The following is a 15901-nucleotide window of genomic DNA, read 5'->3' as shown; positions in this document are numbered from 1 at the left end:
TTATAATGCAGATTGTGATTTTAATCACTATTAACACGGTGTTTTTGTGAATAATATATGAACATTGCATTTACAAAACAAAATAAGCTAACTAGAATTCTAGCTAGCTTATTATTTTGTTTGTATAGCTTGTTCAATTACTTTTATATCTTTCCCATCGCCAAACTCCGTATACCCCCAGATATTCGTTTCACCTCTATATTTATTTACGATAATATCCAAGTCATGATATACACGGTGGGCATACACTACATACTCAATATTTTGAAATTCCACACCTTTTTTTACAATTTCATAGCTTCTATTTACATCGCGTTTTATTTTTTCATTCTTTATTTCCGTATGTATATTTTTTAAAGATTGTTCTTGTTGTTGAAACCATTGCTTAAATTGATTCCAATCCCCGTCTGTATAATTCTCTGCTTTACCGTAATTTAAGAAATTATTATAGCTTTCATGTGTCATTCGAATAAAATCTAGCACTTTTGTCTCTTCTTGCACATCTTCTATTTGAGCTATTGTATTTACCTCAGCAGGCTTATTCGCATAATGTAACAGCACTTTCATAAGACTATAACTAGCCATGATCATCACGATAATAATTCCAAATACATTTAACAATTTCTTCATATACAGAACTCCTTCTCTACTAAAAATATTACAACGTATGACTATACATGTAACATTCTCTCGTAGAAATATAATTCCTGTATTAATTCTTCCTATCATTTCGACAATGTTTTTCTATACATTTCTCGTTGGCAAATAATCTTGTAAAACAATATATCCTTCATAAGCTGTGTAACCGAGTATAGCCATTAATCCGATATAACAAGCAAATACTGTCCATTTCGTTTTCGCATCCACTTTATAATAGTTTTCTTGTTGTTCCTTTTCTGTTTTCCATTCATTTAATTTTCTTTCTGACGCTTCAAATGCTTCCCTTATGTGAATTGTATACTCATCTTTTTCATCTTCATATGGAACATAATCTAACGGTTCGAACTTCGGTAAAAGATACTCTAACACTTCCATTTTTTGAAGTTCACCTATTTGTAACTCTTTTTCCCGTTCTCTTTGTCTTAATGCATGCATCTCATGATGCATCACATATATAGTCCGATGTACAGCACCCGTTTCTTTTAATTCCTCTTCAAGCCTAGTAACATATTCTTTCATCCCATCAATTTTATGCCCTAATTCCTTAATCGGCTCATCTCTCTTTATTACTCTATATAACTCCATACAACCGATAATAACAATAAATCCTCCCAAAATACTTTTAAAGTAAATTGAATAGCCAAGTAATAAAATAAGGCCTGCTCCCCAAATTTTAGTACTGACAACTGAAATAATTCTCCCACCATCTAGCGGCGAAACGGGAATTAAATTAAAGAAATTAATCATACTTCCAAGCAAAATAACAAGCGCCCAAAATGGCTCTTTCGTCATTATATAAAGCGGTATCGCTGGTAAAAATGACAGAAGTCCGAAAAGCGGACCCATATAGGCAATGTAAGCTTCATCTTTCGCATTTTTCGGCATCTCTTTCATTCCAATAAGGGCCCCCATAAATGGAATAAAGATTGCTGGCGATGTTGGAATCCCCTTTCTTTTGGCAGCCCATAAATGGCCCATTTCATGAACAAACAACAAATAAATGAGCGCTACTCCAAATTTCCAACCATATAGAACTGCGTATGCGCCAAGCGATAGAAACATACTAAATACCGTTGAAAACTTTGCTAATTTAAAAAATACAAATACCCACTTTAACTTAGACAGTAAAAATAGACCTATCGCAACAATAATTCCCCATAATCCTTTTTTATTATTTTTCATATTCCTCTCCTTTATCTCTCATTAATGAATCATATTCATTCATCAAAGCTTGTTCTTTTCTCTATTATGACATATTTTTTTCTATTATTAGAAATAATGTTTATATAATCCATTTTAAGCCAAAAATATAAATAAAAGGAGGTGTACACAAATGAATTTACAATCTCTTATAATAGGTGCTCTATCGTTTTTAGCTTCAACTCTTATTTTTTATACCGTTAGTTACGTATTATTATTAGATTTGTTGCCCAATCACGTATTTATTGCCCTTGTCATCCTTTCCGCTCTTATGATTTCTTTTCTTATTACACGAAAATCAATGAATGAGCCATCTACAAAAGCAAAGTAATAGAGAGGGGTGTTTTCCCCTCTCTATTATCATTTCCTAGGAAAGGCCATATAGATTTGACGAGTTTACATTCATTCCAATCAGTAAGAGCTAATTAAAGTCTCACTTTATCTTTGAAAATTCATTTTTTCACCATAATCTTTAACAATCTGAATTATATTTTGAAACAAACCTATTTTTTCTTTTTCACTGTTTAATATTTTCAAATCATAATTTTCGTAATATGTTTCTAATGATTTTAATTGTGATTCTGAAGCGCTTTTTACCTGCACAGTAGCATGCAATTCATATTGCTTATACCCTTCCTTTACTTTTTCACCTAAAATCATTTCACTCTCTTTTGCGCCAATTAATTTTTGAACTTTTTCTGGAAAATTGAGTTGCAAATAATATTCTTTCTCCTTCACTAACTTATTGTATAGTGATTGTGAAATCGTATACCGTACCATATAATTCACGTTTTGATCGCCTGTTTTAATATGAAACGCGGTAATCTGCAAATCTTTTTTTGTTACTTCCGTTAAAGGGCTTACCTGCATCTCATCTTCTTTTTGTTCTGAGACATTTGGAAATATATCCAAAAGCTTTTCCGTATCTTTTTCATTCAACATATACATAGCTTTCTTATATTGCACCCATCCTCGTCTATCTTCTCCCCTTAACCATGCATAATAAGTTTCTTTTTTCCCATCTCTACTAATGTGTATTTCATATTCAGGTTCACCGAAGCTTCCTGTTATTTCTTGTTTTTCAGCTTTATCCAAAATGTCTATTACTAACTTCGCTTCTGATTCTTGCAACTTTTTCTCTTTATGTTTTCTTTGTATAACGGTTACCCCTATTGTTTCTTTCACTTCATTCACCGTCTCTTCTATTTTTTTTGTTTCTTTTTTTGGCTCAACTTGACCACAAGCTGCTAGTAACATAACAAACAACAACACCAATACATATTTCCCTTTCAAATTAATCCTCCTTTTACGATAAGAAATCCTTATAATCTTCATACATAAAACAAAAACGTGACATCCTATTAAATACGCTATACTAATCATTGAAAGGAGGTCTTTATCATGTCCATTAATTTTCATGATGAAAATAATAAGTACACATATGCAACAAGAAACGCTCATATTTCTTGGGCTGAAATGGTAAAAAACATTACAGAAATACAAAACAAGCAAATAATTGATATCGGCTGTGGTGGCGGAATTTATACGAAAGAACTCGCTCTTATGGGAGCAAAAAATGTTGTGGGACTTGATTTTTCAAAAGAAATATTACAAGCTGCAAAAGAAAATTGTAACAACTTTCCAAACATTTCATTCGTCCACAGTGATGCACATAATCTCCCATACCTTAATGAAACATTCGACATAGTTATTTCTCGCGCAGTTATTCATCATTTACAAGACATTCCTACATTTTTACGTGAAGCTTCTCGTATATTAAATAAAAACGGTGTACTTATTTTACAAGATCGAACAATTGAAGATTGTACAATTCCAGGAAGTCCCGAACACATTCGCGGATATTTTTTCTCTCTATTTCCAAAACTTATTGAAATAGAGTCAAAAAGACGTCCAAAAACCAACACTATACAGACAGAATTACAAAAACATTCTCTTCATGTACTTCCCACACAAACACAATGGGAAATACGCAAAATACATGATTCTGTAGAAGCATTATTGCAAGATTTATCTCCTCGAACAGGTCGATCCATTCTATATGAGTTAACAGATGATGAACTTTCTCAACTTCTACATCATATACAGACCGCATTACAAAACGTCTCTCCTATTATTGAAAGAGATCGATGGACAATTTGGAGCGCGATGAAGTTGTAAGGAAGGAAGCCTCACAAAATAATGTGAGGCTTCCTTTCTTTCATAATCTAATTTTGCAACACTCTTGATATCCTCCACTTCTAGCCTGTGCACTTCCACACTTCGGACATACTAAATATCTAGACTGATTTGTCAACAAACTACCTTTTTGAAAGAGTAAAACTTCTGCTTGTTTAAACGAACGCGAATAATATAACCACATAAAACCAATTATAGCAATAATGCCAAATAATACTCCCATCGCAAGCATTTCAGTCACCTCTTTTGGTTTGTTCTTTCCAGCAAGTGGATTGTTGTATTATTCTCTATAAATTCAAACAATCCCTTCTTCACTCCTATAAATATCAATTTTCTCTATAAATTTTACAATTCATCATTCCCTTTACAACAACGAATATCACTTTCGATATTTTCGTATATAAATATATCTTCCAAAAAACATATTGACTTTCTAAAAAAAACATGCAACAATACTGTCAGAATACTTGAATAAAAATTCATTGACGAGAACGAGTACGTTATAGAACTGTTCCCCAGAGAGTTGGCGATTTGCTGAAAGCCAACGTTCAGTGCGTAACCGAAAATCATCTCCGAGAAGTAGAACCGAATGTTACAGTAAGTTCTTACCGGCCGTCCCCCGTTACAAGGAACACGTATCATGTTGTACGTCGCAAAGCCGTATACATATAGATTTATTTCTACATGTGTAAATTAGGGTGGTATCGCGGGTAAATATAACTCGTCCCTTTCTTTAGGGACGAGTTTTTTTGTGTTCTTACAAATGAATGAATGAAAAAGGAGGAAAAACAATGAACACTGTATCAAAAAAACATATTTTTTTCACGGGTCTTATGCTATTTTCTTTATTTTTTGGGGCAGGTAATTTAATTTTCCCTCCCATGCTTGGACAAAACGCAGGTGAAAACTTTTGGCCAGCAATGATTGGATTTTTACTAACAGGAGTTGGCTTACCACTACTTACTGTTATCGCAATTTCTCTATCAGGAAATGGAATGCAGCAACTTGCAAGTCATGTTCATCCATTATTCGGAATTTTCTTTACGGTAGTTGTATATATTGCCATCGGTCCATCCATGGGCATCCCACGTGTTGCAAATGTCGCTTATGAAATGGGTGTTAGTTCTTTCTTACCAGAAACAATCCGCTCTAGCAGCCTAGTGCTATTTGTATATACAATCATCTTCTTTACTATCGTATTTTGGCTGAGTTTGAATCCATCTAAACTTGTTGATCGTATTGGAAATATATTAACACCTATTTTATTACTCTCAATTTTCTTATTGTTTGTTAAAAGTGTATTCACACCACTTGGGCAATCAGGACCAGCAATGCAAGAGTATCAAACTTCTCCAATCTTCAAAGGATTTATGGAAGGCTACTTAACAATGGACACCATTTCAGCACTTGCATTCGGAATTATCGTTGTAAATGCAATTCGCTCTAAAGGTGTGAATAATCGTAAGTCCATTGCCATCGCCACAGCAAAAGCAGGGCTTATTGCCGCTACAGGGCTCGTACTTGTATATGGTGCACTCGGCTGGCTCGGGGCAACTAGCGTCTCTCTCGGATATGCAAAAAATGGTGGACAGTTACTTACTGTTATCGTACAACAATTATTCGGTCCGTACGGTTTGCTTCTATTATCTCTTATCGTTACACTCGCTTGCCTAACGACATGTGTTGGACTCGTATCTGCATGCAGCCAATATTTTTCAACGTTATTAACTACATTTTCATACAAAATGTTCGCAAGTATCATTTGTGCTTTAGGGTTACTAGTTGCCAACTTAGGTTTAACAAAAATCATTGCCATCTCTGTTCCAATTCTACTTGTTGTGTATCCAATTGCGATTGTACTCGTACTACTATCATTACTTCATAAATACTTCGGTGGATATCGCTCCGTTTATGTAGGCGCTTTGATTGGAGCAGCAATCGTAAGCGTATTTGATGGATTAAAACAAGGTGGTATTTCCGTTTCATTTATCACATCATATTTTGAATTTATCCCTTTATATAATGAAGGAATAGGCTGGCTAGTACCTGCATTAGCTGGATCTCTTATCGGCCTTACAATCGCTAAGCTAAGTGGTGCGAAAAAAGTCCCCTTGCTAACCGAATCTCATGAAGTAAAAGCATCCTAAAAAAACTCCCAAAAGGGAGTTTTTTACATTTGAGAAGCAGTATGATTAAAACTACTTATTTTATACGCTCTCGTATAATAATCGATATTTGTATCCACTGTTTCTACTTTGACAACATCGTAGCAATCTTCTTGCTTTATTAAAAATAAATAGTACTCTTCTGTCGCCTCAATAATTGCAATTTTATCTGTTTCAACATTATATTGTTCACAAAGCGCTTGTAATACGTTCACATAATCCCCTAATTTTTTAGACTTATCCATGCCAAATATAGTTTGAACTAACATATACATTCTCCCCTTTGTATGTACTGTTAACAACCTAATGATAACGCTTACATATATTGACGTCAATAATAAGATTCGGTGCAAATTAATAATCAGTGAGGATAGCTCCCCACTGATTAAAGTTTCACTGTATCATTTCGTCAATTGATGTCTAAACGCATAAATAACCGCCTGTGTCCGATCACTTACATTTAGCTTATTCAATATATTACTCACATGTGTCTTTACTGTTTTGAGCGCAATAAACAACTCATCTGCAATCTCTTGATTACTTTTCCCCTCTGCAATTAATAACAAAATTTCTGACTCTCTTTCTGTTAACTCCTCATGCAAAGGTTGCTCTTTCTTTTGACGCATACGGGACATCATTTTCCCGGTAACTTTCGGCTCTAATACTGTTTCTCCATCATAAGTAGCTCGTACAGCATCTGCAATATCACTTGCTCTTGATGTTTTTAACAAGTAACTGGTCGCCCCAGCCTCAATAACAGGATACAATTTTTCGTCATCTAAAAAACTTGTTACAACTACAATTTTTGCTTCTGGCCATTCTTGAATAATAGCACGTGTTGCTTCGACACCATCCATCTCGTCCATGACAAGGTCCATCAAAATAATATCCGGTCTTAATTGCAAAGCTAACTCTGAACCTTTTCTTCCATTTTCAGCTTCTCCAACTACTTCAATATCTGGCTGCGTTGATAAATATGCAGATACACCCATTCGAACCATTTCATGATCATCCACTAGTAATACTTTTATCATGATTCTCCCCCTCTCTCAATCATAATGGGTACTTTCACTTCTATCTGTGTACCTTTATTTGGAAAACTAAGCACTTTTAATGTACCACCAATTTCATGAACACGCTCTTGCATCGATCTTAGACCATATGAACCAGCCTTATTAACCCCTACTTTAAACCCAACGCCGTCATCAATGATTTTTAAAATCGCATATTGATCAATTTTTCGAAGGCGCACTTCCGTTTTCTTTGCCTTCGCATGCCGTAAAGTATTAGACAGCGCCTCTTGCACAATACGGAATAAGTGATCTTCTACACCTTTTTTTAATTGAATCGGTTCAATTAACCATTCAATTTTCATATGTTGCTTTCTAGACAGTTCTGTTAATAATTCTTCTATACCCTCTGTTAGTTTTTTACCTTCTAACTGTACTGGGCGTAAATGAAGAAGCAATGCTCTCATTTCTGATTGTGCATTTACGACCATATTTTCAACGAGTTGCAACTGCTTTTTCGTCGTTTCTGGAAATTCAGCTACTTGTTCATTAATAGCCGACATCATCATCGACATTGCAAAAAGCTGCTGACTGACAGAATCATGCAGCTCCCTCGCCAATCGATGCCTTTCTTGAGAAATTGCTTCTTGTCTCATCTCTTCATTCCAATGAGCTCGTTCATTCGTTACTTTTTGAAAGAGTCCAGCTTGCTCCTCTAATCGGCGAGCCAGAACGATTACTTTTCGTTCCACTTCATGAAATTCATCATCTGCAGTAAACGAAACATCACTCGGAAAATTCCCTCGCTCTACTTCAAATAGAAACGTATTTAATCCTTGTATACGCTGCTCTATATAGTAACCGATTGCATATCCTACAATTCCTCCGATAAGTAAACTTGTAGTCATAATAAACAAGCCAATTGGAACAGAAGCGATGGATTCCTTCCATAATAAATCATATACTTGTTGCTCGCTTTTCCATACATATACAATTGTACAAATGAGTGCGATACTAACTGAGGACAACATAGAATAACGAATATACATCCACGAAATATTTTTTTGTTTCTTCATTATACTTTCCTCACTTCCGTATCGCCTACGACAAGCGAAGAAATAATTTTTATACGACGAGGAGCCTCTTTATACTGCTCTGTTCTAAATGTAACATTGCGGTTAAACCCTGTCTCCTCATGACCTGGCAAGAGCACACGTCCGACAATAACAGAATGATTTAGAGACAATTCAATATCATACGGCACATATAAACGAATATTACCAACGACACCCCGAATAACAATTACCGTTTCCCCTTCTGGAATCATAGCAGTTGTTAAATCTATTTCCACATCACAAGCACCATATTGAACATTAATATCCTCAAGTTCATAAATATGATCCATCATTCTTACATTGCCTACAAACATATTTTTCAAATATGGTTCTGTACGATATATTTGCTTCTCTTCGTCTATAATCCCTTTTTCTTTAATTTCAACCTTCATTGCTTTTTGCTGATGTCCTTGTTGAATCAATTGATAACCAATTAAAGCTAAACAAGCAAATACGACAAGAACAAATGCTGCTGATGAAAATAAGAAAAATAAAAATACGATACCACCAACAAATAAAAATACATTTCCCCGTACATAACGATTCTTTTTACGATAATGCCTTCCAAACATAAGCATAATAAATGCAAAAATGAGACCACCTGGTTCAAAATGTCCAAGTATCATATCAAGAAAAAGACCGAATCCAAATATGATGAGGAGCATTCCCATTAATTGTGTCTTTGAAAAATGTTTCTTCATTTCAGCTCCCCCCTTCTTGTCACATATACATAGAAGAAAAGGCATTGCTTTCCAACACCTTTTCTCCTATCACTATATCATAAGCCTGTTTTATAATATACTACTATTATTTTGTTAACTCTTTCGTTAACGATATATCATTCTTTTCTTTCATTTCACGCTCAAGTTTTGCAATTTTCATATCAAATGTGTCACGCTCATGCTCTTCATTCATACGAGTTTCTAAGTCACGAATGTGATCTTCAATTTCTTCAAATCGTAAGAACGGATTATTTTCATCCATTTTATGCATCGCAGTATTCATACGACGATTTGCATGTGCCATATTTTCACGTGCCATTAGTTCCATACGCTTTGCGTGCATTTCTTTTAACTTATTTTTCATTTCAGAAAGACGACGCTCTAACTCATCAATTTGCTCTACAACACCTGCATACATTTCTTCTAATCGAGTTACTTGCCCTTCATAATAAGCTACCTCTTCTAAAGCACGTTCATGCAATTGTAATTCGCCTGCTTCTTGAGCAATGATAGCTTGCTTTGATCTTTTATTAACGAAATAACGCGCTTGCTCAAGCTCACGAGCAAAGTTAGATTTTAATGTTTTATGACGCTCAATTAACTTCTCAATTTTTGTTATTTCGCGCTCACTATCACGTAAATATTGGTTTAACATCGCAATTGGATTTTTTCTTTCCTTCTCATCTAACACGTTATGAAAATCAGCTAAAATTGCATCGCGTACACGTCCGAATAAAGATTGTTTCATTATAAATCTTCCTCTCTTCTACTTTATTTATAATTTGATTTATTGTTTTAATTTTTCATTAATTTGTTCCACTCATCTTCAAAGTTGCTATATGGTTTAGAACTTTCTGGAGCAGATTCAACAACTACATCTTTTTCTTTTTTCCACTCACGGTATCCGTAATATAAAACCACTAAAGCAGCGATACCGATTAATGCTGGCGAATGAGAAAGTGCAATGGATAAACCGATTAAACCAACAATACCCCAAGCTAACTTTCCAAAAAATGATTTAGCTCGCACAAATGATTTATAGCTCCAATATACAACTCCTGCTCCGATTGCGAACCCTACAATACCAGCAAGACTACCAAGAGCAATTAAAGCCAAAATACCGGCTGCGATAAACGCTAGAAATTGTTTCATCTTGTGCTTGCCTCCCTTCGATTTGATACTCTTATCTTAACTATTTTTTCATCTTTCCATAACGAGCTTAAGAACCGTTTTTAACTCAGACTTAAGACCGAGTCATATTCAGCCCTTTACGCAAAAAAACGTGCAGAGTCTATTCTCTGCACGTTTTTTTAATTACTAACATTCATATTAAATTAAGCTGTTTTATGATACTTTTTTTTCTCAGCTACTTTCGAAAACCTTGGAAACCCAATTAAAATAGAAACAATCCCACATACTCCAACTAAGATTGGATAAAATGCATATGGTAACAATTCAACCGGAGATAACGCTGCAAATCCTGCTGCCGTTAACATTTGGGCACCGTACGGAATTAATCCTTGCACACAACATGAGAAAAGATCTAATACACTCGCTGATTTACGAGGGTCTATTTCATATTGATCTGCAATATTTTTTGCAAGCGGGCCTGTAAAGATAATTGAAATCGTATTATTCGCTGTACACATATTTGTCATACTCACTAAACCAGCAATACCAAATTCCGCTCCTTTTTTCGAACGAATATTACGTGTTAATACATTCATTAAATATTGAATACCACCATTATATTGGATTAATTCAACCATACCGCCAATTAATATAGCAAGTAATACTAACTCCATCATACCGCCCATTCCAGTCGTTACACTTTTAAAGAAACTTTCTAACGTGTAACTTCCATCTATAAGACCGATAACACCAGATAGTACAGTTCCACCAGTTAATACAATAAGTACATTCCAGCCAAGTAGCGCTGTAATAAGTACTCCTGCATACGGTAAAATCTTTATCCAATCAAAGCTATGCGCTTTAACCTGCGTATCACTTCCTGAAGTAACTATTACTAATAGTACAATTGTGATAATAGCTGCTGGTAATACAATTAAAAAGTTCGTTTTAAACTTATCTTTCATTTCTGTTCCTTGTGAACGAACAGCTGCGATTGTTGTATCTGAAATAAATGATAAATTATCACCAAACATCGCTCCGCCAACAACAGTAGCCATCGCAAGCGCAATTGAGATATCAGTTTGACCACTAATACCTACAGCAATCGGTGCTAATGCTGCAATTGTTCCCATTGAAGTTCCCATCGCTAATGAAATAAACGCAGCAATAACAAAGATTCCAGCTATGATAAATCCTGGCGGTAAAATAGTTAACGCTAAATTAACAGTTGAGTCTACTCCGCCCATTCCTTTAGCAGTTTCAGAAAATGCACCTGCAAGCACAAAAATTAATACCATAATCATAATATCCGGATTTCCTGCACCTTTAGCGAACCGCTCGACTTTCACATTAAAACTTTCTTTACGATTCATCACTAAAGCGACTCCTACAGCAATTGAAATCGCTACAAGTATCGGCAATTTATAGAAATCACCTGTAATAATTCCAGAACCAATAAATAGCGCCAAAAATATCCCAAGTGGTAATAAAGCTAAACCATTTCCTCTCGTTTCTTTCAAAGTACCATCTCTCCCTAGTTTCAACCTTTTTCTAATGAATAACAAAAGACCTCTTCCAATGAGAAGAGGTCTTATACATCTATAAGAAACGCTCTTCTCATCTTTCAAGCACACGCTTGCTGGATTTGGCACAGCACTCTGAAATCGAGTCCGCTGCCGAGGCATCGTAGGGCCAGTCCCTCCGCCTCTCTTTATAAGAAGGTTTCATATTTATTTTTTAATAATAATTTCTTTCCTAACTTTACTCGCTTACAAAACAAAAGTCAATTGTTTTTTGTATAGATTTTTTTGGTAATTATACAAAAATGTGAATACAACAATCATTTTAACTTTTCGATTTCTTCTTCTAATATTGAAATCCAATAAAATTCACTATTTTTTATTGCAGCTAATATCCATTTCGTAGTGTACCAAGCTAACTCATACTCTTCCTTCGTGACATCGCCACTTTTATAAGCATCCTCTAGCTCCTCTTCATCTAATACATACACCTTACCGCTAGATAATAATACTACATCTAAATATAAATCATCAAAATAAGGTAAACCACGATCGTCTATTTTATATTCTTTCGCCACATCGATATAATATTGCACTAATTTTTTCTGATCATCTAACATAGCGGTAATCGCAAAGTTTTTCCCGTCTATGAAATATTGAATCCACATATACTGATCCGCTGCAATACAAAGTTCTTCACCATCATATTCTTTACAACTAGGCTTCCTCACCTTTTTTATATCCAGTATTCCGAGCATCCCCTCTTCCACGAAGAACCGTCACCATATTTACGTTTCATTATGTCTGCTCCTCTTCTATATACAGAAAAGCTCCCACATATTATGTGAGAGCTTGTTCATATTATAATTAAGCCGCTTGACCCTTTTCAGAAATCTCTTTTAAATAAGCTTGTCCTTTTTCAGCGTCATATTGACCTTCCCACTTAGACATAACTACAGCTGCTAAAGAGTTTCCTACAACGTTAACTGCTGTACGAGCCATATCTAAAATACGGTCAATACCAGCAATGAACGCTAAGCCTTCAGGTGGAATACCTACTGTACCAAGTGTCGCTAATAATACAACGAATGATACGCCCGGTACACCTGCGATACCTTTTGATGTAACCATTAATACAAGCAATAATGTAATTTGTTGTGTAATAGATAAATCAATACCGTACATTTGCGCTAAGAAAATAGCCGCAATTGCTTGATATAAAGTTGATCCATCTAAGTTAAATGAATAACCTGTCGGAATAACGAAAGATGTAATTGCTTTCGGACAACCGAATTTCTCCATTTTCTCCATGATTTTTGGTAAAACTGTTTCTGAGCTTGCTGTAGAATACGCTAAAATCAGCTCGTCTTTTAAAATCTTAAAGAATTGGAAAATATTAATTCCAAATATTTTCGCTGTAAGTCCTAAGACAACTACTACGAAGAAAATCATTGCTCCATATACGACAATTAGTAATTTCCCTAATGGAATTAATGAAGCAAGACCAAATGTAGAAACTGTAACACCAATTAGTGCAAACACACCAAATGGTGCAAATTTCATAACTTGGTTTGTTACGTAAAACATTGCGTCAGCTACACCTTGGAAAAATTGAAGAACTGGTCTTCCTCTTTCACCAATTGCCGCTACACCTAAACCAAATAGTACAGAGAAGAAGATAATAGCAAGCATATCTCCGTCAGCTAATGACTTCATAATGTTCGTTGGAACAATATTTACAAATGTATCTGCAAATGAATGACTTTGTACTTGCTCTGTCGTATGTGTATATTTCGAAATATCTGTCTTTGTTAACTGCTCCATATTTACGCCTTTTCCTGGTTGGAAAATATTCGCTATTAATAGACCAACAATAATTGCAATTGTTGTAATAATTTCAAAGTAAATAATTGTTTTTCCGCCTAGTCGACCTAGTTTTTTAACATCGCCAACACCAGCAACCCCAACAACAATGCTTGCTACAACAATCGGTACAACGATCATTTTAATTAATCGGATAAAAATATCACCAATTGGTTGTAAGTACTTCACAACAGCTGGATTATCAAAGAAAATCGCCCCAACCGCAATACCAAGTGCAAGTCCTATTAATATTTGCCATGCAAGTCCTATTCTTTTCATATTTGTTGTAACCCCCTCTTCGATGTGTCACTCTATCTCTCATTCTATCTCTATAAAACTTGAAATTAAGAGTATTACATATTATTCGACAATTCACTACATTTTGTCCCTGTTAAAAATCATAAATCAAAAATTTAAATCTGACAACAAAATAACTTTGCCCGAACACAAATAATTTTCTTGACAAAAAGCAGACCCATGTCAGAAAACCTAACATGAGAACGATTCCTCACTAGTGTTTTATTAGCTTTCCAAGCAATATCTCATCTCATAAAAACGATTACTTTCCTCCTTTATTTTACAGATAAATCCCAAAATATACCTTTGTTACACATATGAATAAAATGTAAGCACTATGACAATTACAGTTGAAAAATGATAAATTCCGACAAAACTTAGCAATTTTATAAATTTTTCTTTACATTATGATTACAACGATAGACACCCTTCTTCTTATGATATATAACATTCATAGGGAAAGGAGTCAGACAACAATGAAAAAGAAATTTGCAGCGTTTAGTGTTTTAGCAGCAGGAACGATTTTTGCTTCCCCGTTACTTTCACCCGTATACGCTGAAACGAATCAAGATAAATTATCTAATATTCAATCTGAATTAGAAGGCAAACAAAGTGACTTACAAAATAAATCAGTCGAGAAAGAACAAATAGAAAAAGAAATTCAAGAATTACAGAAGAAAATCGATGAATTAACTACTTCTATTAATAAAAATGAGGCTGAATTAAACGATACAAAAAAGGAAATTAGCAAAACGCAACAAGTAATTACTGATAAAAAGAAACATATAGAACAATTACAAACAAACATAGATACACGTCAGGAAGTTATTAAACAACGATTACAATCTATGCAAGAAAAACCGCGTACAAATATCATTACAGAAGTATTAACAAACTCTACAAACATTGCTGATCTTGTTGATAATATGTACTCCGTAAGTTTAATATTAAACAACGATACAGATATTGTAAAAAAACAAACATCTGATCAAAATGCTGTAACAACAGAAAAAGAAGCTGTTGAGAAAAAAGAACAACAACTGAAAGAATCTGAACAAAAACTAGAACAAAAACAGCAAGAATTACAAAATAACCAACAACAGCAACAAACCCTTATTAACGATCTACATACGAAAGTAGCAAAAGTAGATTCAGAGATTGAAGGATTAGAAGAATCCAAAGGCATTTTAGAAAATCAACGTCAAGCTGTTCAAAGAGCAATTGAAGAAGAAAAACGTGCCGAAGAAGCTCGTAAAGCGGAAGAAGCTCGCCAGGCAGAAGAGGCTCGCAAGCAACAAGCTACTAAATCTGCTCAAAAAGCTCAAGCAGCCCCAACACCACATGATACAAATATCGGTGGCTTTATCAAACCAGCAGCCGGATCAAAAACTTCCGGATTTGGTGTACGTTCTTTAGATAACCATAAAGGAATTGACATCGCTGCTTCGGGAACGGTTCCAATTATCGCTGCTGCAGATGGCGTTGTTATTCGCTCAGAATTATCATCTAGTTACGGAAACGTAGTGTATTTATCTCACCGTATAAACGGAAAAACATATACGACAGTATATGCTCATATGAATAGCCGTTCTGTATCGAATGGACAAACTGTAAAACAAGGCGATCAGCTTGGATTTATGGGGAATACGGGCCAATCATACGGACAACATTTACACTTCGAACTCCATCTTGGAGAATGGAATGTCGGCAAGACAAACGCAGTTGACCCATCTCCTTATATCGGATTATAAAAAACCTCGGTGCCTACCGAGGTTTTTTTATTTATACTTCACACAATATAGGCATTCTACATAGACCATAACTAAATGCCTCTAGTTTACGAGGTGATTCATATGAATACGCAATTACAACAAAAAATAGAAGAAGCTAGAGCGACATATATCAGCCGGATATTTACATTTGGCGGCTCAGTTTTATTTTTAATCGGTTCATTCCTCGCAGTCACCACAGCCTATAAAGCATATAATCCTCTATTACATTCAACAACATAAAAAAGACGGG

17 protein-coding genes, 1 pseudogene, 1 riboswitch and 1 other annotated feature are annotated in these 15901 nt (G+C 34.8%); of the genes and pseudogenes, 5 read left to right on the top strand and 13 right to left on the bottom strand.

Annotation, left to right across the window (positions count from 1 at the left end):
• Nucleotides 1-111: 111 nt before the first annotated feature.
• Nucleotides 112-630: a hypothetical protein gene (locus ACTFRH_RS03680; protein ID WP_000735212.1), complete on the bottom strand. Its 519-nt coding sequence runs from the start codon at nt 628-630 to the stop codon at nt 112-114.
• 114 nt (nt 631-744) lie between these two features.
• On the bottom strand, nt 745-1842 hold the full coding sequence (locus ACTFRH_RS03675; RefSeq protein ID WP_000794500.1) for a site-2 protease family protein: 1098 nt from the start codon (nt 1840-1842) through the stop codon (nt 745-747).
• Nucleotides 1843-1993: 151 nt separating this feature from the next.
• Between ACTFRH_RS03675 and ACTFRH_RS03670 the strand changes: the two genes are divergently transcribed.
• On the top strand, nt 1994-2191 hold the full coding sequence (locus ACTFRH_RS03670; protein ID WP_001053357.1) for a hypothetical protein: 198 nt from the start codon (nt 1994-1996) through the stop codon (nt 2189-2191).
• 107 nt (nt 2192-2298) lie between these two features.
• Here the strand turns inward: ACTFRH_RS03670 and ACTFRH_RS03665 are convergent, their stop codons facing one another.
• The gene (locus ACTFRH_RS03665) at nt 2299-3153 is read right to left on the bottom strand and encodes a hypothetical protein (RefSeq protein WP_000677058.1); all 855 of its coding nucleotides are present in this window, start codon (nt 3151-3153) and stop codon (nt 2299-2301) included.
• 108 nt (nt 3154-3261) lie between these two features.
• Between ACTFRH_RS03665 and ACTFRH_RS03660 the strand changes: the two genes are divergently transcribed.
• Nucleotides 3262-4038 carry a class I SAM-dependent methyltransferase gene (locus tag ACTFRH_RS03660; RefSeq protein WP_000026277.1) on the top strand — a complete coding sequence of 259 codons (777 nt, stop codon included), beginning with the start codon at nt 3262-3264 and terminating at the stop codon, nt 4036-4038.
• 40 nt (nt 4039-4078) lie between these two features.
• On the opposite strand, the gene ACTFRH_RS03655 is transcribed toward ACTFRH_RS03660, so the two are convergent.
• Nucleotides 4079-4288, bottom strand: a complete 210-nt coding sequence (locus ACTFRH_RS03655) for a hypothetical protein (RefSeq protein WP_000880630.1) — start codon at nt 4286-4288, stop codon at nt 4079-4081.
• A gap of 241 nt (nt 4289-4529) precedes the next feature.
• Nucleotides 4530-4788 (top strand) — a binding site (T-box leader).
• Between the two features lie 59 nt (nt 4789-4847).
• Here ACTFRH_RS03655 and brnQ3 point away from each other — a divergent pair.
• Complete coding sequence (gene brnQ3 / locus ACTFRH_RS03650; RefSeq protein WP_001099173.1) at nt 4848-6203, top strand: branched-chain amino acid transport system II carrier protein BrnQ3; 1356 nt, start codon at nt 4848-4850, stop codon at nt 6201-6203.
• A gap of 23 nt (nt 6204-6226) precedes the next feature.
• On the opposite strand, the gene ACTFRH_RS03645 is transcribed toward brnQ3, so the two are convergent.
• From ACTFRH_RS03645 to gltP, 9 genes and pseudogenes are all read right to left on the bottom strand, one after another.
• A complete protein-coding gene (locus ACTFRH_RS03645) occupies nt 6227-6565 on the bottom strand; it encodes a DUF3922 domain-containing protein (protein WP_116777483.1) in 339 nt (112 codons plus the stop codon).
• Between the two features lie 57 nt (nt 6566-6622).
• Entirely contained in the window at nt 6623-7255 is a 633-nt protein-coding gene (locus tag ACTFRH_RS03640; protein ID WP_000598709.1) for a response regulator, read from the bottom strand.
• Entirely contained in the window at nt 7252-8307 is a 1056-nt protein-coding gene (locus ACTFRH_RS03635; RefSeq protein WP_000744331.1) for a sensor histidine kinase, read from the bottom strand. Before ACTFRH_RS03635 ends, ACTFRH_RS03640 begins: the two co-directional genes overlap by 4 nt.
• Nucleotides 8307-9047 carry a cell wall-active antibiotics response protein LiaF gene (liaF, locus tag ACTFRH_RS03630; RefSeq protein WP_000716094.1) on the bottom strand — a complete coding sequence of 247 codons (741 nt, stop codon included), beginning with the start codon at nt 9045-9047 and terminating at the stop codon, nt 8307-8309. The genes ACTFRH_RS03635 and liaF overlap by 1 nt, the downstream gene beginning before the upstream one ends.
• A gap of 106 nt (nt 9048-9153) precedes the next feature.
• Nucleotides 9154-9816 carry a PspA/IM30 family protein gene (locus tag ACTFRH_RS03625; protein ID WP_000814126.1) on the bottom strand — a complete coding sequence of 221 codons (663 nt, stop codon included), beginning with the start codon at nt 9814-9816 and terminating at the stop codon, nt 9154-9156.
• Nucleotides 9817-9863: 47 nt separating this feature from the next.
• The gene (locus tag ACTFRH_RS03620) at nt 9864-10220 is read right to left on the bottom strand and encodes a lmo0954 family membrane protein (protein ID WP_000808640.1); all 357 of its coding nucleotides are present in this window, start codon (nt 10218-10220) and stop codon (nt 9864-9866) included.
• Nucleotides 10221-10402: 182 nt separating this feature from the next.
• Nucleotides 10403-11719 (bottom strand): Na+/H+ antiporter NhaC family protein, encoded by a 1317-nt coding sequence (locus ACTFRH_RS03615; RefSeq protein WP_000665488.1) that lies wholly within the window; start codon nt 11717-11719, stop codon nt 10403-10405.
• A 94-nt stretch (nt 11720-11813) separates the two neighbouring features.
• Nucleotides 11814-11919: riboswitch (SAM riboswitch) on the bottom strand.
• 120 nt (nt 11920-12039) lie between these two features.
• A pseudogene (locus ACTFRH_RS03610) lies at nt 12040-12518 on the bottom strand (DUF402 domain-containing protein).
• Nucleotides 12519-12586: 68 nt separating this feature from the next.
• Nucleotides 12587-13861 carry a glutamate/aspartate:proton symporter GltP gene (gltP, locus tag ACTFRH_RS03605; RefSeq protein ID WP_000821126.1) on the bottom strand — a complete coding sequence of 425 codons (1275 nt, stop codon included), beginning with the start codon at nt 13859-13861 and terminating at the stop codon, nt 12587-12589.
• A gap of 494 nt (nt 13862-14355) precedes the next feature.
• Here gltP and ACTFRH_RS03600 point away from each other — a divergent pair, with 494 nt between their 5' ends.
• A complete protein-coding gene (locus tag ACTFRH_RS03600; protein ID WP_000726084.1) occupies nt 14356-15630 on the top strand; it encodes a murein hydrolase activator EnvC family protein in 1275 nt (424 codons plus the stop codon).
• Nucleotides 15631-15732: 102 nt separating this feature from the next.
• Nucleotides 15733-15891: a hypothetical protein gene (locus ACTFRH_RS03595; RefSeq protein WP_001096000.1), complete on the top strand. Its 159-nt coding sequence runs from the start codon at nt 15733-15735 to the stop codon at nt 15889-15891.
• Nucleotides 15892-15901: the final 10 nt, after the last annotated feature.

Origin of the sequence: Bacillus cereus group sp. MYBK216-1 (genome assembly GCF_051916495.1) — a bacterium.
Lineage (GTDB): Bacteria > Bacillota > Bacilli > Bacillales > Bacillaceae_G > Bacillus_A > Bacillus_A thuringiensis_K.
This window is presented reverse-complemented; position numbering and strand designations above follow the sequence as displayed.